Raw genomic sequence first — 21,059 nt, forward strand, 5'->3', positions numbered from 1 at the left:
CGTCGACCGCGATCGTGCCGCGGGCGCGGAAGTAGATGACCAGGATCGCGAGCCCGATCGCGGCTTCGCCGGCGGCGACGGTGAGCACGAACATCGCGAACACCTGGCCGACCATGTCCCCGAGGAACGCCGAGAAGGCGACGAGGTTGATGTTGACCGCGAGCAGGATGAGCTCGATCGCCATCAGGATGACGATCACGTTCTTCCGATTGAGGAAGATGCCGAACACGCCGAGCACGAACAGCATCGCGCCGACGACAAGATAATGGCCCAGGCCGATCATGAGAGGCCTCCGATCACAGCTCCACCCCCTGCCCGACCGGCGCGTCGATATTGCGCACCGCATCCTGCGGACGGCGCCGAATCTGGTCGGAGACGTTCTGCGGCCGCACGCCGCGGCGGCGGCGCTGCGTCAGCACGATCGCGCCGATCATCGCCACCAGCAGGACGAGCCCCGCGCCTTCGAAAATGAACAGGTAGCGGGTGTAGAGCACCGTCCCGAGCGCCTGGATGTTCGGCACGCCGAGATCGACCGGCGCGGCCTTGACCCCGGTCGCGATGCCGCCGGCGTTCCAGGCCGCCACCGCGAAGATGATCTCGGCGAGCAGGACCAAAGCGAGCACCGCTCCGAACGGCCAGTAGCGCGCCACGCCGGCGCGCAGCTCGGAATAATCGACGTCGAGCATCATCACGACGAACAGGAACAGCACGGCGACGGCGCCGACGTAGACGATCACCAGCAGCATCGCGATGAATTCGGCGCCGATGATCAGCATCAGCCCCGCCGCGTTGAAGAAGGCGAGGATCAGCCACAGCACGCTGTGCACCGGGTTGCGCGACCCAATGGTCAGCACACCGCTGGCGATCGTGACGACGGCAAACAGGTAAAAGGCGAAGGCTTGAATCACGTCTTTTTTATCGGGCCCTTGAGATTCGCTGGCGGCTTAACGGTAAGGCGCATCGGCGGCAATGTTCGCGGCGAGCGCACGCTCCCAGCGATCGCCGTTATCGAGCAGCTTCGCCTTGTCGTAGATCAGCTCGGCGCGGTCCTCGACCGAGAATTCCATGTTCGGACCCTCGACGACGGCGTCGACCGGGCAGGCCTCGGCGCACAGCCCGCAATAGATGCACTTCGTCATGTCGATGTCGTAGCGCGTCGTGCGGCGGCTGCCGTCCTCGCGCGGCTCGGCCTCGATCGTGATCGCCAGCGCCGGGCAAACCGCCTCGCAGAGCTTGCACGCGATGCAGCGCTCCTCGCCGTTGGGATAGCGGCGCAGCGCATGCTCGCCGCGGAAGCGGGGCGACAGCGGGTTCTTCTCATAGGGATAGTTGAGCGTCGCCTTGGGCTTGAAGAAATATTTCAAGGTCAGCCAGTGCGCCTTGACGAACTCCCAGAGGAAGAACGACTTGATCCAATGCGCGATCATGAGAGGGCTCCATAGCGGAAGACCATCAGATAGCCGGAAATCAGGACCACCCAGATGAGCGAGATCGGCAGGAATATCTTCCATCCCAGCCGCATCAGCTGGTCGTAGCGGAAGCGCGGCACCGTCGCCTTCACCCAGCTGAAGATGAAGAAGAACAGCATGACCTTGGCGAGCAGCCAGAAGATGCCCGGGATCGCGTAGAGCGGCGCCCAGTCGATCGGCGGCAGCCAGCCGCCCCAGAACAAGGTGGCGTTGAGCGCGCACATCAGCAGCACGTTGCCATATTCGCCGAGCCAGAAGAGCGCGAAGCTCATCGAGCTATATTCGGTCTGGAAACCGGCGACGAGCTCCGATTCCGCCTCGGTGAGGTCGAACGGCGCGCGCGCGGTCTCGGCCATGCTCGAGATCAGGAAGATCACCGCCAGCGGCAGGAACAGAGGATTGAAGCCGAAGCCGTTGATCAGCCAGACATGGCTCTGCTGCGCCAGGACGATGCCGCTCAGGTTGAACGTGTTCGCCCACATCACCACCGGGATCAGCACGAAGCCGATCGAGACTTCGTAGCTCACCATCTGCGCGGCCGCGCGAAGCGCCGAATAGAAAGGATATTTGGAGTTGGACGCCCAGCCGGCGATGATCACGCCGTAAACGCCGAGCGACGACACCGCGAGGATGTAGAGCAGCCCGACGTTGATGTTGGCGAGCACCATCTTCGGTCCGAACGGGATCACCGCCCAGGCGATCAGCGCGACGGTGAAGGTGATGATCGGCGCGAGCAGGAACAGGCCGCGATTGGCCGCGGACGGGATGATCGTTTCCTTGAGGAAGACCTTCAAGCCGTCGGCGAAGCTTTGCAGCAGGCCGAACGGGCCGACGACGTTGGGCCCGCGGCGCAGCGCCATCGCCGCCCAGATCTTGCGGTCGGCATAGATGATCATCGCCACCGACAGCATCAGCGGCAAGGCGATCATCAGGATCAGGATCAAGGTGGCGACGAACCAGCCGACGCCATTGCCCATCGTGCCCTGGAACCATTCGGTCATGCCACCGGCTCCTTCCGTGTCATCCCAGCGAAGGCTGGGATCCAGACGATGCCGGCCACAGCATAGGGGTGGAAGGCACTGCTTGGACCCCAGCTTTCGCTGGGGTGACGGGCAATAAGCATGACCATCATTCGGCCGCCTCCGCGAACGTCTGGCCGTGGAGAATTTCCGCAGAGCAGCGCTGCAACGTCGGCGACGAGCGCGCGATCGGGTTGGTGAGGTAGAAATCCTCGATCGGGTAGGCGATCTCGCCGTCGACCTTGCCGGCTTTGCCCGCTGCGGCCGGCGCCTCGAACGCTGCCAGGCCGGCGGTCGCGAGATGCGGGTGCGCGGCGCCGATCGCCGCACGCAGATCGCCGAGGCTGTCGAACGGCAGCGGCCGGCCGATCACGTCGGAAAGCGCGCGCAAGATCGTCCAATCCTCGCGCGCATCGCCCGGGGGATCGACCGCTTTCTCGGAATATTGCACGCGGCCTTCGAGATTGACGTAGATGCCGTGCTTCTCGGTGTAGGCGGCGGCGGGCAGGATCACGTCGGCGACCTGGGCACCGCGGTCGCCGTGGCTGCCGACATAGACGGTGAAGGTGTCGGCGAAGGCCGAAAGGTCGGTTTCGTCGACGCCGAGCAGAAACAAAGCCTTGAGCTGGCCGGCCTTGGCGCGAATCGCGTCGATGCCGCCGTCGGCAACGAAGCCGAGGTCGAGCGCACCGACCCGCGACGCGGCGGTGTGGAGCAGGTTGAAGCTGGCCCCGAGCGCGCCGGCGGCGGCGCGGGCGGCCTGATAGGCGTCCTCGTGCTGCAATGCGCCCATGCCGACGATCACCGCGCCGTTGCCGGCTTTCGAGAATGCGTCTGAGACATCGCGCGGAAGATCAGCCAGGCGCGAGAGATTGGTGCCAAGATGGACGACCGGATAAGTGAGATCGACCTCGGGGCCGATGTGGAAGACGGTTGCGCCCGCCTTGATCGCCTTGCGGATGCGGGTGTTGACCAAGGGCGCTTCCCAGCGCGGATTGCTGCCGACCAGCAGGATCGCGCCCACTTGCTCGATGCCGGCGATCGTCGCATTGAAGCGATAGGCGCCCGGGGTCGACACATCGAAGCGCGCGCCATCCTGGCGGCACTCATGCAGGGTCGAGCCAAGAGTGGCGAGCAACTGCTTCATCGCAAAGACGGATTCGAGATCCTGGAGATCGCCCGCGATGGCGGCAATCTGATCGCCGCTCGCGCCCTGGAGCTGCCGGGCGATGACCGCAAATGCCTCGTCCCAGCTCGCCGGCTGGAGCTTGCCGCCCTTGCGCACCCACGGCCGGTCGAGCCGGTTTCGCAGCAGGCCGTCGACCGCGTGGCGCGTCTTGTCGTGCGCCCACTCCTCGTTGACGTCCTCGTTGATGCGCGGGAGCGCGCGCATCACCTCGCGCTGGCGGCTGTCGATGCGGATGTTGGTGCCGACCGCGTCCATCACGTCGATGCCGGGAGTCTTGCGCAGCTCCCACGGGCGCGCCTCGAACGAATAAGGCTTCGAGACCAAAGCACCGACCGGGCAGAGATCGACGATATTGCCCGACAGCTCCGAGGTCACCGCGCCCTCGAGATAGGAGGTGATCTCCATATTCTCGCCGCGGTTGATCGCGCCGATCTCCTCGACCCCGGCGACTTCCTCGGCGAAACGCACACAGCGGGTGCAATGGATGCAGCGGGTCATGATCGTCTTGACCACGGGCCCCATATATTTTTCGGTGACCGCGCGCTTGTTCTCGTCGAAGCGGTTGTGGCCGCGGCCATAGGCCATCGCCTGGTCCTGGAGATCGCACTCGCCGCCCTGGTCGCAGATCGGGCAATCGAGCGGGTGGTTGATGAGCAGGAACTCCATCACCCCTTCGCGCGCCTTCTTAACCATCGGCGTCATCGTGCTGATTTCCTGGCCTTCGGCAGCCGGGAGCGCGCAGCTCGCCTGGGGCTTGGGGGGCCCCGGCTTCACCTCGACGAGGCACATCCGGCAATTGCCGGCGATCGTCAGCCGCTCGTGGAAGCAGAAGCGCGGCACTTCCTTGCCGGCGAGTTCGCACGCCTGCAGCACCGTCGCGCCCGCCGGGACTTCAACCTCGATGCCGTCTACTTTGACCTTGGGCATTATTCCGCCGCCTCCAGCGCTGGGCCTTCGCGCTCCGCGATCCGCCGCTCGATCTCCGGACGGAAATGGCGGATCAGGCCCTGGATCGGCCAGGCCGCGGCGTCGCCCAATGCGCAGATGGTGTGACCCTCGACCTGCTTGGTGACGTCGAGCAATTTGTCGATCTCGCCGACCTCGGCGTCGCCGGTGCGCAGGCGCTCCATCATCCGCCACATCCAGCCCGTGCCTTCGCGGCAGGGCGTGCACTGGCCGCAGCTTTCGTGCTTGTAGAAATAGGAGATGCGCGAGATCGCGCGGACGATGTCGGTCGATTTGTCCATCACGATCACCGCCGCGGTGCCGAGGCCCGAGCCAAGCTCGCGCAGGCCATCGAAATCCATCGGGCAATCGATGATCTGGTTTGCCGGCACGAGCGGGACCGAGGAGCCACCGGGGATGACCGCGAGCAGATTGTCCCAGCCGCCGCGGATGCCGCCGCCATGCTTGTCGATCAGCTCGCGGAACGGAATCGACATCGATTCCTCGACCACGCAGGGTGTGTTGACATGGCCCGAGAGCTGGAAAAGCTTGGTGCCCTCGTTCTTCTCGCGGCCGAAGCTCTTGAACCAGCCGGCGCCGCGGCGAAGGATCGCCGGGACGACGGCAATGCTCTCGACATTGTTGACCGTGGTCGGGCAGCCGTAGAGGCCGGCCCCGGCGGGGAACGGCGGCTTCAAGCGCGGGAAGCCCTTCTTGCCTTCGAGGCTGTTGAGCAAGGCGGTCTCTTCGCCGCAGATATAGGCGCCGGCGCCGCGGTGGACGAAAATGTCGAAATCGTAGCCGGACTTGGCGGCATTCTTGCCAAGCAGCCCATAATCATAGGCTTCCTGGACCGCGGCGAACAACGTCTCGGCCTCGCGGATGAACTCGCCGCGGATGTAGATATAGGCGGCGCGCGCGCGCATCGCGAAGCCGGCGAGCAGGCAGCCTTCGAGCAATTTGTGAGGATCGTGGCGGATGATCTCGCGATCCTTGCAGCTTCCCGGCTCCGATTCATCGGCGTTGATGACCAGGAAGTTGGGCCGGCCCTCGGTCGGCTCCTTGGGCATGAACGACCATTTCATGCCGGTCGGGAAGCCCGCGCCGCCGCGCCCGCGCAGGCCGCTGTTCTTGACCTCGTCGATGATCGCGTCCTGGCCGACCGTCATCAGCTGCTTGGTGTCGTCCCAATCGCCGCGCTTCTGCGCCGCCTTGAGGTTCCACGACTGATAGCCGTAGAGGTTGGTGAAGATACGGTCCTTGTCCTCAAGCACGGCCCGCTCCCCGGATCAGACGCTCGACGAAGAAATAAGCGGCCACGGCCAGGCCGACCCCGATCAGGATGGCGACCAGCTTCAGCGCGACGCCGAGCAATTTGATGAACAGCCAGATCGCGACCACCGCGACGATTATGGCGATCACAGCGGAGCCGAGCGACCTCATGCCTGCTTCTCCATCATGTGACGAAGCGTCGTCGGGCCGCCGATCGGGGCACTGGTCTGGCGATCGACCTGCGGCCCCGGCTTCGGCGTCTCGCCGCGCGCGAGCGCGTCGAGGATCGCAGCGGTGCCGTCGAAGGTCAGATCCTCGTAATTGTCGTCATTGATCTGGACCATCGGCGCATTGGCGCAGGCGCCGAGGCATTCGACCTCGGTCAGGGTGAACAGGCCGTCGGGCGTGGTGGCACCCTTCTTGAGCCCCTTTGCCGCGCAGGCCGCGAAAACGTCGTCCGACCCCGCCAGCAGGCACGGCGTCGTGCCGCACACCTGGACATGGTAGCGGCCGACCGGCGCGAGGTTGAACATCGTATAGAAGGTCGCGACCTCGTAGGCGCGCATGAACGGCATATCGAGCGCCCTGGCGACATATTCGATCACCGGGATCGGCAGCCAACCCTGGGTATTGGTCTCGGCGCCGACCTGGCGCTGGGCGAGGTCGAGCAACGGCAGGATCGCGCTTTGCTGGCGGCCGGGCGGATAGCGGCCGATCACGACCCTGACCTGCGCCGCATTCTCGCTCGTCCAGGCGAAACCGCCCCAGCGGGCGCGGACTTCGGCCTCATCGAGGCTGTTGGGAAGATGGTCGGCCATCAGCGGTCGATCTCCCCGAACACGATGTCGAGCGCACCAAGGATCGCGGTGGCGTCGGCGAGCATGTGGCCCCTGGTCATGAAATCCATCGCCTGGAGGTGCGAGAAGCCTGTCGGACGGATCTTGACCCGATACGGCTTGTTGGTGCCGTCGGCGACGAGGTAGATGCCAAATTCGCCCTTCGGGCTCTCGGTCGCGACATAGACTTCGCCGGCGGGGACGTGGAAGCCCTCGGTATAGAGCTTGAAGTGGTGGATCAGGGCTTCCATCGACTGCTTCATCTCGCCGCGCTTGGGCGGCACGACCTTGCGGTCGAACGAGGCGATCGGGCCTTCGGGCATTTCGCGGAGGCATTGCTTCATGATCCGCGCCGATTGGCGCAGCTCCTCGACCCGGACCATCATCCGGTCGTAGCAATCGCCCCTGGTGCCGATCGGAACCTCGAAATCCATGCGGTCGTAGACGTCGTAGGGCTGCGACTTGCGGATATCCCAGGGGATGCCCGCGGCGCGGATCATCGGCCCCGAGAATCCCCAGGCGATCGCATCTTCCTTGGAGACGATGCCGATGTCGACGTTGCGCTGCTTGAAGATACGGTTGTCGGCGACGAGGCTGATCGCATCCTCGAACATCGGCAGCAATCTGTCGTCGATCCAGCGGTCCATGTCCTCCAGCAATTGCGGAGGCGCGTCCTGGTGGACGCCGCCGGGGCGGAAGTAATTGGCGTGCAGCCGCGCACCCGACACCCGCTCGTAGAAATTCATCATGTCTTCGCGCGGCTCGAACAGCCACAAATTGGGCGTCATCGCCCCGACGTCCATGATATGGCTGCCGATGTTGAGCAGGTGATTGCCGATCCGGGTCAGCTCGGCGAACAGCACGCGAAGATATTGCGCGCGCAACGGGACCTCGAGATCGAGCAGTTTCTCGATCGCCAGCACATAGCTGTGCTCCATGCACATCGGCGAGACGTAATCGAGGCGATCCATATAGGGGATCGACTGGATGTAGGTCTTGTATTCGCACAATTTCTCGGTGCCGCGGTGGAGCAGGCCGATGTGCGGATCGACCCGCTCGACGATCTCGCCGTCGAGCTCGAGCACGAGGCGAAGCACGCCGTGCGCGGCCGGGTGCTGGGGGCCGAAATTGATCGTGTAATTGGCGATATCGGCACGGGTCGCGCCGGTGCGCGCGATCTCCTGCTCGGAGCGCGCCTGATCCTGCGCCTGGGTGAGGGCCCGACTGTCGGTCATTTCTTCTCGCCCGCCTTGGCCGGCGTCGGCGCACCGGGCGCCTCGCCCTGGACCTTCTCGTCGCCCGGGAGGATATATTCGGCGCCTTCCCAGGGGCTCAGGAAGTCGAACGCGCGGAAATCCTGGGCGAGCTGAACCGGCTCGTAGACGACCCGTTTCTGCTCCTCGGAATAGCGCATTTCGACATAGCCCGTGAGCGGGAAGTCCTTGCGGAAGGGATGGCCGCGGAAGCCGTAATCGGTGAGGATGCGGCGCAGATCGTCGTTGCCGTCGAACAGCACGCCGAACAGATCGAACACCTCGCGCTCGAGCCAGCCCGCGACCGGCCACAGCCCGGTCACCGAGGGAACCGGTTGCTCCTCGTCGGTCGTGACCCGGACGCGGATGCGGTGGTTCCGGGTCAGCGACAGGAGATGGTAGACCACCTCGAAGCGCTCCGGGCGGCTGGGATAATCGACGCCGGCGATCTCCATCAGCTGCTGATATTCGAACTGGTCGCGCAAGGTGCGCAGCACGTCGACGATGCTCTCCCGCCGGACGGTGATCGAAACTTCGTCGACGACGTCCTTCGCCTCGAGGAACGCGTCGCCGATCGCCGCCGCGACCGCGTCGATGATGCCCTCGCGGGGCGCGATTTTCGGGGCAGAATGACTCATCGTCAGCGGGTACCGATCATCTCTCGATCGTGCCGATGCGGCGGATCTTGCGCTGCAGCTGCATGACGCCATAGAGCAGGGCTTCGGCCGTCGGCGGGCAGCCGGGAACATAGATGTCGACCGGAACGATGCGGTCGCAGCCGCGCACCACCGAATAGCTGTAATGGTAATAGCCGCCGCCGTTGGCGCAGCTTCCCATCGAGATCACGTAGCGCGGCTCGGACATCTGGTCGTAGACCCGGCGAAGCGCAGGCGCCATCTTGTTGCAGAGCGTGCCGGCGACGATCATCACGTCCGACTGGCGCGGGCTCGCTCGCGGTGCGACGCCGAAGCGCTCGAGATCGTAGCGCGGCATGTTCGCCTGGATCATCTCGACCGCGCAGCAGGCAAGGCCGAACGTCATCCACCACAAAGAACCGGTGCGCGCCCATTGGAAAAGGTCTTCGGTCGAGGTGACCAGAAAGCCCTTGTCAGCAACTTCGCCGGTCAAATCGTTGAAAAAGCGCGGATCCGGCTGCTGGAGGTCGGCCGGGCGCTGATTTTCATGGCGGGGATCGAGGATCACTCCCATTCGAGCGCACCCTTCTTCCACGCGTAGATGAAACCGAGCGCGAGCTCGGCAAGAAAGATCATCATCGAGGCCCAGCCGGCGATGCCGATCTCCCCCAACGACACGCCCCAGGGAAACAGGAACGCCGCTTCGAGGTCGAAAATGATGAACAGGATCGCGACCAGATAGAAGCGGACGTCGAACTGGCTGCGCGGATCCTCGAAAGCGGGAAAGCCGCATTCATATTCGGCGAGCTTGTCCGGATAGGGCTTGTGCGCGCCGGTCAGCCGCGCGACCAGCATCGGGCTGAACACGAACGAGGTCGACAGCGCCAGCGCGACTCCCAGGAACAGCAGGATGGGCAGATATTCGGCGGCGACGGACGCCATCGAGATTCTCCAGGCTCAAGATGACGCGGCTTCTAGGCCAGCCCACCGACGCACGCAACCGGTTGGATCGGTGAAATAGGGCGGAATTCCTCGCCGGCGCCGCGACGCACCGTACGGTCCCGCTCCCGACAGCGAGCGGCGCTAATTCCGCAGCGCGCCGCCGACCAATTTGTGCAGGCGCGAGTGGATCTGGTCGTTGGCCGCGAGCACCTGGCCAAGCTCGAGCGCCCGGTCGCCGCCGCGGAAATCGGTGACGAAGCCGCCCGCCTCGCGCACCAGCAGGATGCCGGCGGCGATGTCCCAGGGCTGGAGATCCTCCTCCCAGAAACCGTCGAAGCGCCCGGCAGCTACCCAGGCGAGATCGAGCGCGGCCGAGCCGAAGCGACGGATGCCGGCGACCTCGGGCGAAACCGCCTCGAGGATGCGGGTGAAGCGCGGCAGATCGCCGTGCGCCTTGTACGGAACGCCGGTCGCGATCAACGTGTCGGCGAGGTCCCGGCGCGACGAGACGCGCAGCCGCCGCTCGTTGTGCCAGGCGCCCCTGCCCCGCTCGGCCCAGAAGCTTTCATCGGTGAGCGGCTGATAGACCAAGGCCTGGGTGATATCGCCGCGCCATCCTCCGCCGCGCGGCTCCTCGACCGCAATCGAGATCGCGAAATGGGGAATGCCGTGGAGGAAGTTCGAGGTGCCGTCGATCGGATCGATCACCCAGCGCGGCTTGGCGGGATCCCCCTCGATGACTCCGGCTTCTTCCATCAGGAAGCCCCAGTCGGGACGCGCGTGGCGCAATTCCTCGAGCAAGGTCTGCTCGGCGCGCTTGTCGGCCATCGAGACGAAGTCGGCCGGGCCCTTGCGGCTGACCTGGAGCAGCTCGACCTCGCCGAAATCGCGGCGCAGGCGCGGCGCCGCCTTGCGGGCGGCGCGCTGCATGACGGTGATCAGGCCGGAATGGGCTACCAAATTCATTCTCCGAACGGAGCTACCCACTCCCGCTCGCGGGAGGGGTCGATGAGCATGTGCGGGCAGCGGACTGCCCTTCGATGCCACTATTCAGCGCGGCGGACATATTCCTGGCTGTAAACGTCGACGACGATCCGCGTTCCCGAGGAGATGTGCGGCGGAACCATGACTCTCACGCCATTGTCGAGGATCGCCGGCTTGTAGCTCGAGGACGCGGTCTGGCCTTTGACCACCGCGTCGGCCTCGACGATCGTCGCCTCGATCTGGTCGGGGAGCTGAACCGAGATCGGCCGCTCGTCGTACAATTCCATCACCACGTCCATGCCGTCCTGGAGAAATGCGGCGGGGTCGCCGATCAGGTCGCGCGGCAAGGTGACCTGCTCGTAGGTCTCCTTGTCCATGAACACGAGCTGGTCGCCGTCGGCGAACAGATATTGGAAATCCTTGGTGTCGAGGCGGACCCTCTCGACCGTCTCAGCGGAGCGGAAGCGGACGTTGTTCTTGCGGCCGTCGATCAGATTCTTCATCTCGACCTGCATGTAGGCGCCGCCCTTGCCGGGCTGGGTGTGCTGGATCTTCACCGCCCGCCAGATGCCGCCTTCATATTCGATGATGTTGCCGGGACGAATGTCCACGCCGCTGATTTTCATGTTCGTCTCGCCATCTTGAAAGAGCCGGCCATATTGCAACAGCCGCAGCGGGCCTTAACCGCCGCCGCGCTTTCGGGCAAGGAGCGGGTACGGGTTGATCGGCGTGCCCTGGTGCCATTTGTCGCCGGGGCGCATGTGCAGGATCGCGAAATGGAGATGCGGCCCCGCGGGATTGGCGTTGCCGGTGCTGCCGACCGTCCCGATCGGGTCGCCGCGCCGAACCGGCCGGCCTTCGCGCAGGCCGGGCGCATAATCGTTGAGATGCGCGTAATAATAGAGCCAGCGGTGATCGGGCGAGCGGACATAGGCCGTGATCCCGCCGCCGCCCTGGCTGAAGAACAATTTCTCGACCGTGCCGGGCGCGGCGGCGACGACCGGCGTCCCGGTCGGAGCCATGATGTCGATCGCGTCGTGCACGCGTGCGCCGCCGGCACGCGCCTGCGTGAACGTGTCGATCAGCTGCGCCGGCCTCACGCCTGCGACCGGAAGCGCGAGACCGGTCGGGCCGAGCGCAAGCCGCAATCGCTCAGATCGAGCCTGCGGCTGGGCTGAAGCGCCACGCTGGTGATGACGCATAGGATGACCGGCGGAGGCACCGTCGGCACGCTCCTCGCGCCCATTCTGATAGGCCGCGACCCAGAAGACGCTGGTCGCCGCTGCCGTCACCAACGCCGTCAGGATGTTGGTCGCGATGAGCTTGAAGCCGCTCAAGCCTGGAAGATCACCTGCATGCCGTCTTCTACCATCTGCGAGACCCGCGCGACATCCCAATTGGTGAGCCGCACGCAGCCGTGGCTTTGCGCCCGCTGGATCGTCTCGGGCGCGGAAGTGCCGTGGATGCCGTAATGCTCCTTGGTGAGGTCGATCCAGACGACGCCGACCGGGCCGTTGGGACCGGGCGGGAGCCTCTGCTCCTCCTTGCTGTCGGCGACGTCCCAGAACAGGTCCGGCTGATAGTGGAACGGCGGATTGTAGGCGACCGTGGTGACCTTCCAGCGGCCGAGCGGCAGCGGATCATGCGAGCTTCCCATCGTCGCCGGGAATTGCGCCATCAGCCTGCCGTCCTTGGCGAACAGGCGAAGCACGCCGTCGGACTTGTCGACGACGATCCGGGCGGCCTTGGGCAGGCCGCCGCTGACGTTGAGGCCGCTGAGCATATGCGCGACGTCCGGCTTGACGTTGCCATAGTCGCGCGATGAGGGGAGCACATTGGGCAGGCGCAGCACGGTGCCGGCCTTGAGCGCCATCCGCGGATTGTTGAGCGCGATGATCGTCGCCGGGGTGGTATGGAATTTCTCGGCGATCTTCTCGAGCAGGTTGCGGTAGCACAGGCAGTCCAGCTTCGCCTGGTCGGCGGGGTCCTTCGGGATAGCCCGGACGAACGGCCCGCGCGCATCGCTCTCGTCGATGCGCAGCCGCACGGTCGCCGGCGCGCGGTCGCGCAGCAGCGCCGCGCGGGTCGGCTGGTCGAGCGTGCCGGTCACCTTGAGGCCGCGCGACATCTGAAAGCCCTTGACCGCTTCCTCGAAAGACATGCCCTTCTTGCCGTCGATGACACCGGGCGCGAAGCCCGCGCGGTCGAGCAGCACCTGGGCGTGCAAGGTCGCGCCGTCGATCGCCGGCCGTTGCGTGGCCGATCCCTGGGCGGGAGACTTGGGTTGTGGAGCGGCGCCGGGCAGAATGACGGCGGCACAGGCGAGAAGAATGGCGATCGCAGATTTGTTACGCGGCACAGGCTGACTCCAGCTGGGGGTATCCCGGGCGATCAACGCCGGAGCCGAAACTTATTTCCCGCGGGCGCGCTTGGCCTTGGGCATGATGGCGACAGGCAGGATCCACATCGGCTGCTCGGGCTGGAATTACCGCCACTGGCGCGGCGCTTTCTATCCCGACAAGCTCGCCGCCAGGCGCTGGTTCGAATTCTACGCGGCGACGTTCGACACGGTCGAGATCAACAACAGCTTCTATCGCCTGCCGACCGCCGAGACGTTCGCCAAATGGCGCGACCAGGCGCCGCCCGGCTTCTGCTACGCGGTCAAGGCGAACCGCTTCCTGACGCAGGCGAAGAAGCTGAAGGACTGCGCCGAGCCGCTCGAGCGGATGCTCGGGCCGGTGCGGCAGCTCGGGCCCACGCTTGGGCCGATCCTCTATCAACTGCCGCCGCGCTTCCGCATCAACCTCGAGCGGCTCGCTGAATTCCTGGCTTTGCTCCCGCGCGACCTCACGCACGTCTTCGAATTCCGCGAAACGAGCTGGCTGAAGGACGAGATGCTGGCGCTGCTCGAGGCCCATGGCGCGTCGTTTTGCGCGCACGACATGCCGGGCTCGACATCGCCGCGCTGGGCGATCGGGCCGGTCGCCTATGTCCGATTTCACGGTGGGGAGGGAAAATATTGGGGCCGCTATTCGGACGAGAGGCTGCTGAGCTGGACCGACTGGATCGTCGCCCAGTCACGCTCCGGGCGCGCGGTCTGGGCCTATTTCAACAACGACATCCATGCGCACGCAATCCAGGATGCCCTGACCTTGCGGGCGATGGTCGCGCAGGCGACAGGCGGGACCCGCTTAGCCGAGCACATCTGAAAAGGCGGCGACCGCCGCGCGCGGACCCTCGGGATGTTCCCAGACCGAGCCGCAGACGGCGAGGAAGTCTGCCCCGGCCTCGATCAAAGGCGGCGCATTGTCCGGCGTGATCCCGCCGATCGCGACGCAAGGAATTTCGAACAGCGCCGACCACCAGCCGAGGATCGAAGGGTCCGGACGATGCACCGCCGGCTTGGTCGCGCTTGGGAAGAAGGCGCCGAACGCGACATAATCGGCGCCGGCCTCGCCCGCTTCCATCGCAAGGTGCCGGCTATCATGGCAGGTGACGCCGATCTGTGCCGCCGGGCCGAGCAGCGCGCGCGCCTCGCGCGGATCGCCGTCCCCCTGGCCGAGGTGAACGCCGTCGGCGCCGCACGCCTTGGCGAGGTCCATCCGATCGTTGAGGATGAACGCGACCTCGTGCGCCGCGCAGACCGGGATCAGCCGCTCGGCCGCGGCGAGGATCTCCTCGTCGCCGAGCCCCTTCAGCCGCAGCTGGAACGCGGCGACGGGCCCGCCGCCGAGCGCCTCGTCCAGCCGATCGGCGAAATCCTCGCCGATGCTCGCAGGCGAGACCAGATAAAGCTGGCAAGGCGGCCGCTCCGGCCGTGCGAACATCTCGGCAAAATCCGGAGCGAGGCCGACAGCCTCATCGACGTCTTCATCACCATGAGTGCCCCCCTCCCCGGCTCCGCCATCGGGGAGAGCGGTCACTTATTCCTCGCCCTTGTAGATGCGCACCAGCCGGCCAAGCATCGCCAGCGCCTCGTCGCGCGGACGCTGGAAGGTGTTGCGGCCAATGATCGAGCCGTTGCCGCCGCCGTCGCGAATGTCGCGCGCGTCCTGGTAGACCGCATCGGCGCCCTTGGCCGCGCCGCCCGAAAAGACGACGATGCGGCGGCCGTTGAAGCAGCTTTTGACGACATGGCGGACGCGGTCGGCCTGCGCCGACCAGTCATTGCCCTCATAGGCCTTTTGCGCGTCCTTCTGCTCGATATGATTGCTCGGCAGCTTGACCTTGATGATGTGCGCGCCGACCAGCGCCGCCATGTGCGCCGCATAAGCACCGACATCGAGCGCCAGCTCGCCTTCCTTGGAGAGATCGCCGCCGCGCGGATAGGACCAGACGACGGTGGCGATGCCGACCGATTTCGCCTCGAGCGACAGCTCGCGGATCTCCTCGACCAGCTCGAAGAAATGCTCGGATCCGGGATAGATGGTGAAGCCGATCGCGGCGCAGCCGAGGCGAAGCGCATCTTCGACCCCGCCGGTCACCGCCTGGTCCTTGGCGCTGGCCCAGCTGTTGGCGCTGTTGACCTTGAGGATCGTCGGGATCTGGCCGGCGAACGTGTCGGCGCCCGCCTCGATCATGCCGAGCGGCGCGGCATAGGCGTTGAGGCCGGCGTCGATCGCGAGTTGGTAGTGGTAATGAGGATCATAAGCGTCCGGATTGACGCTGAAGCTGCGCGCGGGGCCATGCTCGAAGCCCTGATCGACCGGCAGGATGATCATCTTGCCGGTGCCGCCGAGCCGCCCCTGCATCAGGATGCGCGCGAGGTTCGCCTTGGTGCCCGGGTTGTCGCTTTCATAATTGGCCAGGATTGCTTTCACGGCCGGTGTGATCGTCATCATTGATCCTTTGCTGCGTGGGCGGTCGCCGCGCCTTTAGCCCCTCGTTTGGCAGGCAGCAACGAGCCCTGCGGAACGGCGACCCGGGTGGCGGTGAGATTGATCGCGATCGAAATCCTGAAGCCTTCGCCATACCAGGCATCGACCGCATGCTGGAGCCACGAGGGGAAGAGAATCAGAAGTCCCGCCGCGGGCTTGACCCGGACCTCGCGCTCGCCCTGGCCGTTGCGAAACCGCAGGTGCGGCGCATGCATCGCCAATGTCGGCATGCGCGGATCGTAGAACACCAGCTGGCCGCCCTTGCCCTCGTCGATGCGGACATAATAAACCGCGGACCAATAGCAGCCGCCATGGACGTGGATCAGGTTGGTTGCGCCGTTCTGGCTGACGTTCGCCCAACCCTCGGCGCGCCATTCGGTCACGACCTCGCCGCCGCCTTTATGAACCGTGTTCTTGTTCGCGAGCGCGATGACATGCTCGAACAGGCGGCGGGCGGCCGCGCCGCCCCAATCCAGGAACTGCAGGTCCGAATGCCAGCCGCCGACGTTCGATCGCTGCACGCCCGGATGTTCGCTGTGCCGGGCGAGGATCGCCTCCTCGAGCGCGAGGTTGAACTGCGGATCGTCGATCTGCTCGACGAGCAAAGGCGTCGAGAAGATATGCTGAACGCGGCTGGTGCCGGCCACCGCGCTTACCTGACCAGCGCCTGGACGCCGGGCAGCTCCTTGCCTTCCATCCATTCGAGGAACGCGCCGCCTGCGGTCGAAACGAACGTGAAATCCCCGGCGACACCGGCATGGTTGAGCGCCGCGACCGTATCCCCGCCGCCTGCCACCGAGATCAGCGACCCGCTTTGGGTGAGCGCAGCGGCGGTGCGCGCGAGGGCGACCGTCGCGACGTCGAACGGCGAAGTCTCGAATGCGCCGAGCGGGCCATTCCAGACCAGGGTCCGGCAGGTCTTGAGCACATCGGCGAGCGCTTCGGTCGCGGCCGGGCCGACGTCGAGGATCATCTCGTCGGACGCGACTTCGTGGACATTGGCGATGCGGGTCGGCGGATTGGCGGCGAATTCCTTCGCGACGACGACGTCATAAGGAAGGTGCACGGTGCAATTGGCGCGTTCGGCGGCGTCGAGGATGCCAAGCGCGACCGCGCCCAGATCATGCTCGCAAAGCGACTTGCCGACGTCGATGCCGCGCGCTGCCAGAAAGGTGTTGGCCATACCGCCCCCGATGATCAGATGATCCACCTTGGTCACCAGGTTCGTCAAGACGTCAAGCTTGCTCGACACCTTGGCGCCGCCGACCACCGCCGCCACCGGACGCTCGGGCTCGCCGAGTGCGCGCTCGAGCGCCTTCAATTCGGCTTCCATCGCGCGGCCGGCATAGGCCGGCAGCAGATGGGCGATGCCCTCGGTCGAGGCGTGCGCGCGGTGCGCGGCGGAGAAAGCATCGTTGACGTAGAAATCGCCGAGCTCGGCCATCGCCGCGGCCAGCGCGGGATCGTTCTTTTCCTCGCCGGGGTGGAAGCGGGTGTTCTCGAGGATGCCGATCGCGCCCGGCTCCATTGTTGCGATCGCCTCCGCCGCGCCGGGACCCTGGCAGTCCTCGATGAACCTCACCGGCCTTCCCAGCACCCCGCCATAAGCCCGCGTCACTAGCGACAGCGACATGTCCGGCCGCTGGATGCCCTTGGGCCGGCCGAAATGAGACAGCAAAAGCACGATCGCGCCCCGATCGGAGAGCTCGGTCACCGTCGCGAGCGTGGCGCGCAGCCGCGTGTCGTCGGTGACCGCGCCGTCGGCCATCGGAACGTTGAGGTCGACGCGCACCAGGGCGCGCTTGCCTTTTACTTCACCCAGGTCGTCCAGCGTCAGGAATCGCGCCACCGCTCGCTCCCCTAAAGCGCAGCCATCGCTGCGGCGGTGTCGACCATTCGGTTCGAGAAGCCCCATTCATTGTCGTACCAGGAGACGACACGGACGAGCTTGCCCTCGAGCACCGCGGTCTCGAGGCTGTCGACCGTCGAGCTCGCCGGATTATGGTTGAAGTCGATCGAGACCAGAGGCTCGTCGGTATAGGCGAGGATGCCCTTGAGCGGCCCGCTCTCGGCGGCTGCCTTGAGCGCGCCGTTGACCTCTTCGAGACTGGTGTCGCGCTTCGGCGTGAAGGTGAGATCGACCAGGCTGACGTTGGGCGTCGGGACGCGGATCGCGGAGCCGTCGAGCTTGCCCTTGAGCTCGGGCAGCACTTCGCCGACCGCGCGCGCCGCACCGGTGGTGGTCGGGATCATCGACATCGCCGCCGCACGCGCACGGCGCAGGTCGCTGTGGATCTGGTCGAGGATCTTCTGATCATTGGTGTAGCTGTGGATGGTCGTCATCAAGCCCCGCTCGATGCCGATCACGTCGTTCATCACCTTGGCGATCGGCGCGAGGCAATTGGTCGTGCACGAGGCGTTGGAGACGATCGTGTGGCCGGCCTCCAGCTTGTCGTGGTTGACGCCGTAGACGACGGTGAGATCGACGCCCTTGGCCGGGGCCGAGATCAGGACCTTCTTGGCGCCGGCCGAGAGATGCGCCGCAGCCTTGTCGCGATCGGTGAAAAAGCCGGTGCATTCGAGAGCGATGTCGACGCCGTTGGCGCCGTGCGGCAGCTTGCCCGGGTCGCGCTCGGCGGTGACGTGGATGCGCTTGCCGTCGACGATCAGGTCGTTGCCGTCGGCCGAGACCTCGCCGCGATAGGTGCCGTGGACCGAATCGCGCTTGAACAGCAAGGCGTTCGACTTGGTGTCGGCGAGATCGTTGATCGCCACCAGCTCCAGGCCGGCGTCAGGATTTTCGAGGATGGCGCGCGCCACGAGGCGGCCGATCCGGCCGAATCCATTGATCGCAACTCTGGTTGCCATGTCATTGATCTCCCATGCTGTTTAGCGCAGACTTGATCTGCGGAACGACCGCTTCGGCGGTGAAGCCGAAGCGCTTGAAAAGATCCTCGGCGGGCGCCGACGCGCCGAAGCGGTCCAGGCCGATACGAAGGCCGCCAAGTCCGGTATAGCGTTCCCAGCCCAGGGTCGTCCCCGCCTCGATCGAAACGCACAGCGCCCCTCCCGGCAAGAGACTTTCGCGATAAGCCTGGTCCTGCGCATCGAACAGCGACCAGCAGGGCATCGAGACGACGTCCGCGCCGATCCCGCCCTGTTCGAGCTGCTCGGCGGCGGCAAGCGCGAGCTCGACCTCCGAGCCGGTCGCGAGCAGCACCACCCGGCGCGATGCCGTCGCGGAGCGCAGGCGATAGGCGCCGCGCGCGCTGAGATTGTCGGTCCGCTCGGTGCGGAGCTGCGGCAGATTCTGGCGGCTGAGCGCGAGCAGCGACGGCCCGTCCTGGCGCCCGAGCGCGAGCGCCCAGCATTCCGCCGTCTCGACCGCATCGGCGGGACGGTAGACGGCGAGGTTCGGGATCAGCCGCAGGCTCATGACATGCTCGACCGGCTGGTGCGTCGGCCCATCCTCGCCGAGGCCGATCGAATCGTGGGTCATCACGTAGACGACACGCGCGCTCTGCAGCGCCGAGAGGCGGATTGCCGGCCGGCAATAATCGGAGAAGACGAGGAAGGTGCCGCCGAACGGAATGACGCCGCCGTGCAGCGCCATGCCGTTCATCGCCGCCGCCATGCCGAATTCGCGGATGCCGTAATAGATGTAACGGCCCGCGTAATTGTCGCGGGTGAGCGGCGCGAGCGACTTGGTCTTGGTGTTGTTCGACCCGGTGAGGTCGGCCGAGCCGCCGATCATCTCCGGGATCGCTGCCGTGAGCGCCTCGAGCGCCAGCTCCGAAGCCTTGCGGCTGGCGACATTCTGCGGGCTGGCGGCGAGCTGATCCAGATACCCGTCCTGGGCGAACCCATCGGGAAGCCGGCCTTCCATGCGACGGACGAATTCGCCGCGCTGCGGATGCGCAGCGAGCCGCTGCTGCCATGCTTGATGCTCGTTCGCGCTGCGGCGCCCTGCGGTGCGCCAGCTGTCGAGCACCGGCGCCGGCAGCTCGAAGGGTGCGCTGTCCCAGCCGAGATGGACGCGCGCGGCGGCCACCTCGTCGGGCCCCAGCGCCGAGCCGTGAGTTGCCGACGAGCCCTGCTTGTTCGGTGCGCCGTAGCCGATGATCGTGCGGCAGGCGATCAGCGAGGGTCGCGGATCGGCCGTGGCCTCGTCGAGCGCGCGGCGGATGTCGGCGAAATCGTGCCCGTCGCACGAAATCGTATGCCAGCCGCTTGCCTGGTAGCGACCGAGGATGTCCTCCGACGTCGACAGGTCGGTCGCGCCGTCGATCGTGATCTTGTTGTCGTCCCACAGGACGTTGAGCCGGCCGAGCTGCAAATGGCCGGCGAGGCCGACCGCTTCGTGATTGATGCCTTCCATCAGGCAGCCGTCGCCGGCGATCACCCAGCAATGATGATCGACCAGATCGCTGCCGAACACCGCGTTGAGATGGCGCTCGGCGATCGCCATGCCGACCGCCATCGCGAAGCCCTGACCGAGCGGGCCGGTGGTCGTCTCGATGCCCTCCAGCATGAAATTCTCGGGATGGCCGGCGCAGGGGCTGCCGAGCTGACGGAAGTTGCGGATGTCGTCGATCGTCGGCCGTTCGTAGCCGGTGAGATGGAGCAAGGCGTAGATCAGCATCGAGCCATGGCCCGCGGACAGCACGAAACGATCGCGGTCCGGCCAGCGCGGATCGGCCGGATCATGCTTCATATATTCGGTGAACAGGATTGTCGCGACGTCGGCCATGCCCATCGGCATGCCCGGATGACCGCTGTTAGCCGCCTGCACCGCGTCCATCGCAAGCGCTCGGATCGCGTTGGCCAGCAATCTGGGTTCGACGGACATCTGGGCTTCCTCTGATGGATTCCGGGCAAGCGCCGGGGTCGCAGATTCGCGCTGCTTCTGCAGCGCGCTCCTTGAAAGAGCGCGGCGCAGGCGTCAACCGTGGCGCGGCCATGAAGCCCCTCCCCACCTCCAGCGGGCGGGCGGCGGCCAACCGTCCCGCTGCTGCGATGTGAAGCGCTTGCCGCGCGCCGCGGGCATGCTATTCCCTGACGTCATGAAAGACGAACGCGCCCTGGCTGCAGTCGAGCGTATCGAGCGGGCTTTGGCGCGCATCGAAGCCGCCGCCGCAAAAGTTCCCGCAACGCGCGACGACAGCGACCTTCGCGAGCTTCGCGAGCTTCGCGAAGTGCATCAGGCGCTGCGTGGGAAGGTGGAAGGGGCGATCTCCCAGATCGATCGCCTCCTCGCGACCGAGGAACGTTGATGGCCCCCGCGACGGAGGAGCTATAAATGGCTAGTGTCGAGCTCGAAATCGCCGCGCGCAAATATGCGATCGCCTGCCGCGACGGCGAGGAGGAGCATCTCCGCTCGGTCGCCGCGATCGTCCATCGCAAGGCACGCGAGGCGGAAACCGCGCTCGGCAGCCTTGGCGAATCCCGCCAATTGCTGTTCGCGTCGCTGCTGCTCGCCGACGAGCTCAAGGAGATCCGCGCCGGCAAGGCCCCCGCGCCCGAATCGTTCGCCGAGCCCGACCCGGCGGTCGCCGAAGCGCTCGAACGGCTCGCCGAACGGATTGAGAAACTGGCGGAAACGCTTGAGACCCGCGCCTCGAACGCCTAGATAGGAAGA

General features: G+C 65.9%; 24 protein-coding genes and 1 pseudogene. 3 read left to right on the forward strand and 22 right to left on the reverse strand.

Going from position 1 to position 21,059, the window contains the following annotated elements:
• The 16 genes and pseudogenes from nuoK to V6M48_RS03775 form a co-directional block, all read right to left on the reverse strand.
• Positions 1-283, reverse strand: a 283-nt coding sequence (gene nuoK / locus V6M48_RS03700; RefSeq protein WP_332811176.1) for an NADH-quinone oxidoreductase subunit NuoK, incomplete at its 3' end; no start/stop codon positions are given.
• Between the two features lie 13 nt (positions 284-296).
• Positions 297-908 (reverse strand): NADH-quinone oxidoreductase subunit J, encoded by a 612-nt coding sequence (locus V6M48_RS03705; RefSeq protein ID WP_332811177.1) that lies wholly within the window; start codon positions 906-908, stop codon positions 297-299.
• Positions 909-944: 36 nt separating this feature from the next.
• On the reverse strand, positions 945-1,427 hold the full coding sequence (gene nuoI, locus V6M48_RS03710; RefSeq protein WP_332811178.1) for an NADH-quinone oxidoreductase subunit NuoI: 483 nt from the start codon (positions 1,425-1,427) through the stop codon (positions 945-947).
• Positions 1,424-2,470: an NADH-quinone oxidoreductase subunit NuoH gene (gene nuoH / locus V6M48_RS03715; RefSeq protein WP_332811179.1), complete on the reverse strand. Its 1,047-nt coding sequence runs from the start codon at positions 2,468-2,470 to the stop codon at positions 1,424-1,426. Before nuoH ends, nuoI begins: the two co-directional genes overlap by 4 nt.
• 127 nt (positions 2,471-2,597) lie before the next feature.
• The gene (gene nuoG / locus V6M48_RS03720; RefSeq protein ID WP_332811180.1) at positions 2,598-4,604 is read right to left on the reverse strand and encodes an NADH-quinone oxidoreductase subunit NuoG; all 2,007 of its coding nucleotides are present in this window, start codon (positions 4,602-4,604) and stop codon (positions 2,598-2,600) included.
• Positions 4,604-5,896 (reverse strand): NADH-quinone oxidoreductase subunit NuoF, encoded by a 1,293-nt coding sequence (nuoF, locus tag V6M48_RS03725; RefSeq protein ID WP_332811181.1) that lies wholly within the window; start codon positions 5,894-5,896, stop codon positions 4,604-4,606. Before nuoF ends, nuoG begins: the two co-directional genes overlap by 1 nt.
• Complete coding sequence (locus V6M48_RS03730; protein WP_332811182.1) at positions 5,889-6,065, reverse strand: hypothetical protein; 177 nt, start codon at positions 6,063-6,065, stop codon at positions 5,889-5,891. Before V6M48_RS03730 ends, nuoF begins: the two co-directional genes overlap by 8 nt.
• The gene (locus V6M48_RS03735) at positions 6,062-6,712 is read right to left on the reverse strand and encodes a complex I 24 kDa subunit family protein (protein ID WP_332811183.1); all 651 of its coding nucleotides are present in this window, start codon (positions 6,710-6,712) and stop codon (positions 6,062-6,064) included. The genes V6M48_RS03730 and V6M48_RS03735 overlap by 4 nt, the downstream gene beginning before the upstream one ends.
• Positions 6,712-7,965, reverse strand: coding sequence for an NADH-quinone oxidoreductase subunit D (locus tag V6M48_RS03740; protein ID WP_332811184.1), 1,254 nt, complete (start codon positions 7,963-7,965; stop codon positions 6,712-6,714). Before V6M48_RS03740 ends, V6M48_RS03735 begins: the two co-directional genes overlap by 1 nt.
• An 11-nt stretch (positions 7,966-7,976) precedes the next feature.
• A pseudogene (locus V6M48_RS03745) lies at positions 7,977-8,621 on the reverse strand (NADH-quinone oxidoreductase subunit C); the annotation flags it as partial.
• 16 nt (positions 8,622-8,637) lie between these two features.
• Positions 8,638-9,192: a NuoB/complex I 20 kDa subunit family protein gene (locus V6M48_RS03750; RefSeq protein WP_332811185.1), complete on the reverse strand. Its 555-nt coding sequence runs from the start codon at positions 9,190-9,192 to the stop codon at positions 8,638-8,640.
• Positions 9,183-9,560 carry an NADH-quinone oxidoreductase subunit A gene (gene ndhC / locus V6M48_RS03755; protein ID WP_332811186.1) on the reverse strand — a complete coding sequence of 126 codons (378 nt, stop codon included), beginning with the start codon at positions 9,558-9,560 and terminating at the stop codon, positions 9,183-9,185. The genes V6M48_RS03750 and ndhC overlap by 10 nt, the downstream gene beginning before the upstream one ends.
• Positions 9,561-9,701: 141 nt before the next feature.
• Positions 9,702-10,520 carry an inositol monophosphatase family protein gene (locus V6M48_RS03760; RefSeq protein ID WP_332811187.1) on the reverse strand — a complete coding sequence of 273 codons (819 nt, stop codon included), beginning with the start codon at positions 10,518-10,520 and terminating at the stop codon, positions 9,702-9,704.
• 86 nt (positions 10,521-10,606) lie between these two features.
• Complete coding sequence (gene efp, locus V6M48_RS03765; protein ID WP_332811188.1) at positions 10,607-11,170, reverse strand: elongation factor P; 564 nt, start codon at positions 11,168-11,170, stop codon at positions 10,607-10,609.
• Between the two features lie 54 nt (positions 11,171-11,224).
• The gene (locus V6M48_RS03770; protein WP_332811189.1) at positions 11,225-11,881 is read right to left on the reverse strand and encodes a M23 family metallopeptidase; all 657 of its coding nucleotides are present in this window, start codon (positions 11,879-11,881) and stop codon (positions 11,225-11,227) included.
• The gene (locus V6M48_RS03775; RefSeq protein WP_332811190.1) at positions 11,878-12,903 is read right to left on the reverse strand and encodes a L,D-transpeptidase family protein; all 1,026 of its coding nucleotides are present in this window, start codon (positions 12,901-12,903) and stop codon (positions 11,878-11,880) included. The genes V6M48_RS03770 and V6M48_RS03775 overlap by 4 nt, the downstream gene beginning before the upstream one ends.
• A gap of 85 nt (positions 12,904-12,988) precedes the next feature.
• Here V6M48_RS03775 and V6M48_RS03780 point away from each other — a divergent pair, with 85 nt between their 5' ends.
• Complete coding sequence (locus V6M48_RS03780) at positions 12,989-13,753, forward strand: DUF72 domain-containing protein (protein WP_332811191.1); 765 nt, start codon at positions 12,989-12,991, stop codon at positions 13,751-13,753.
• On the opposite strand, the gene thiE is transcribed toward V6M48_RS03780, so the two are convergent.
• The 6 genes from thiE to tkt all read right to left on the reverse strand — a co-directional run bounded on the left by thiE (position 13,736) and on the right by tkt (position 20,270).
• Complete coding sequence (gene thiE, locus V6M48_RS03785; RefSeq protein ID WP_332811220.1) at positions 13,736-14,371, reverse strand: thiamine phosphate synthase; 636 nt, start codon at positions 14,369-14,371, stop codon at positions 13,736-13,738. The genes V6M48_RS03780 and thiE overlap by 18 nt on opposite strands.
• Positions 14,372-14,467: 96 nt before the next feature.
• A complete protein-coding gene (locus V6M48_RS03790) occupies positions 14,468-15,382 on the reverse strand; it encodes a class I fructose-bisphosphate aldolase (protein ID WP_332811192.1) in 915 nt (304 codons plus the stop codon).
• On the reverse strand, positions 15,382-16,068 hold the full coding sequence (locus V6M48_RS03795) for a TIGR02466 family protein (protein ID WP_332811193.1): 687 nt from the start codon (positions 16,066-16,068) through the stop codon (positions 15,382-15,384). The genes V6M48_RS03790 and V6M48_RS03795 overlap by 1 nt, the downstream gene beginning before the upstream one ends.
• Positions 16,069-16,073: 5 nt before the next feature.
• Entirely contained in the window at positions 16,074-17,270 is a 1,197-nt protein-coding gene (locus V6M48_RS03800) for a phosphoglycerate kinase (protein WP_332811194.1), read from the reverse strand.
• An 11-nt stretch (positions 17,271-17,281) separates the two neighbouring features.
• Positions 17,282-18,289, reverse strand: a complete 1,008-nt coding sequence (gap, locus tag V6M48_RS03805) for a type I glyceraldehyde-3-phosphate dehydrogenase (RefSeq protein ID WP_332811195.1) — start codon at positions 18,287-18,289, stop codon at positions 17,282-17,284.
• Position 18,290: 1 nt separating this feature from the next.
• A complete protein-coding gene (gene tkt, locus V6M48_RS03810; protein ID WP_332811196.1) occupies positions 18,291-20,270 on the reverse strand; it encodes a transketolase in 1,980 nt (659 codons plus the stop codon).
• Between the two features lie 214 nt (positions 20,271-20,484).
• Here tkt and V6M48_RS03815 point away from each other — a divergent pair, with 214 nt between their 5' ends.
• The gene (locus tag V6M48_RS03815) at positions 20,485-20,694 is read left to right on the forward strand and encodes a hypothetical protein (protein WP_332811197.1); all 210 of its coding nucleotides are present in this window, start codon (positions 20,485-20,487) and stop codon (positions 20,692-20,694) included.
• 26 nt (positions 20,695-20,720) lie between these two features.
• The gene (locus tag V6M48_RS03820) at positions 20,721-21,050 is read left to right on the forward strand and encodes a cell division protein ZapA (protein WP_332811198.1); all 330 of its coding nucleotides are present in this window, start codon (positions 20,721-20,723) and stop codon (positions 21,048-21,050) included.
• Positions 21,051-21,059: the final 9 nt, after the last annotated feature.

Origin of the sequence: Sphingomonas sp., assembly GCF_036677245.1 — a bacterium.
Taxonomy (GTDB): Bacteria; Pseudomonadota; Alphaproteobacteria; order Sphingomonadales; family Sphingomonadaceae; genus Allosphingosinicella.

Coding starts and splice junctions, on each gene's coding strand:
- V6M48_RS03790 (WP_332811192.1), bottom strand. CDS start 15,382: ATGACGATCACACCGGCCGTGAAAGCAATCCTGGCCAATTATGAAAGC.
- V6M48_RS03730 (WP_332811182.1), bottom strand. CDS start 6,065: ATGAGGTCGCTCGGCTCCGCTGTGATCGCCATAATCGTCGCGGTGGTC.
- V6M48_RS03735 (WP_332811183.1), bottom strand. CDS start 6,712: ATGGCCGACCATCTTCCCAACAGCCTCGATGAGGCCGAAGTCCGCGCC.
- gap (WP_332811195.1), bottom strand. CDS start 18,289: ATGGCAACCAGAGTTGCGATCAATGGATTCGGCCGGATCGGCCGCCTC.
- V6M48_RS03750 (WP_332811185.1), bottom strand. CDS start 9,192: ATGGGAGTGATCCTCGATCCCCGCCATGAAAATCAGCGCCCGGCCGAC.
- nuoG (WP_332811180.1), bottom strand. CDS start 4,604: ATGCCCAAGGTCAAAGTAGACGGCATCGAGGTTGAAGTCCCGGCGGGC.
- thiE (WP_332811220.1), bottom strand. CDS start 14,371: ATGTTCGCACGGCCGGAGCGGCCGCCTTGCCAGCTTTATCTGGTCTCG.
- nuoI (WP_332811178.1), bottom strand. CDS start 1,427: ATGATCGCGCATTGGATCAAGTCGTTCTTCCTCTGGGAGTTCGTCAAG.
- ndhC (WP_332811186.1), bottom strand. CDS start 9,560: ATGGCGTCCGTCGCCGCCGAATATCTGCCCATCCTGCTGTTCCTGGGA.
- V6M48_RS03780 (WP_332811191.1), top strand. CDS start 12,989: ATGGCGACAGGCAGGATCCACATCGGCTGCTCGGGCTGGAATTACCGC.
- efp (WP_332811188.1), bottom strand. CDS start 11,170: ATGAAAATCAGCGGCGTGGACATTCGTCCCGGCAACATCATCGAATAT.
- V6M48_RS03820 (WP_332811198.1), top strand. CDS start 20,721: ATGGCTAGTGTCGAGCTCGAAATCGCCGCGCGCAAATATGCGATCGCC.
- nuoH (WP_332811179.1), bottom strand. CDS start 2,470: ATGACCGAATGGTTCCAGGGCACGATGGGCAATGGCGTCGGCTGGTTC.
- tkt (WP_332811196.1), bottom strand. CDS start 20,270: ATGTCCGTCGAACCCAGATTGCTGGCCAACGCGATCCGAGCGCTTGCG.
- V6M48_RS03740 (WP_332811184.1), bottom strand. CDS start 7,965: ATGACCGACAGTCGGGCCCTCACCCAGGCGCAGGATCAGGCGCGCTCC.
- V6M48_RS03815 (WP_332811197.1), top strand. CDS start 20,485: ATGAAAGACGAACGCGCCCTGGCTGCAGTCGAGCGTATCGAGCGGGCT.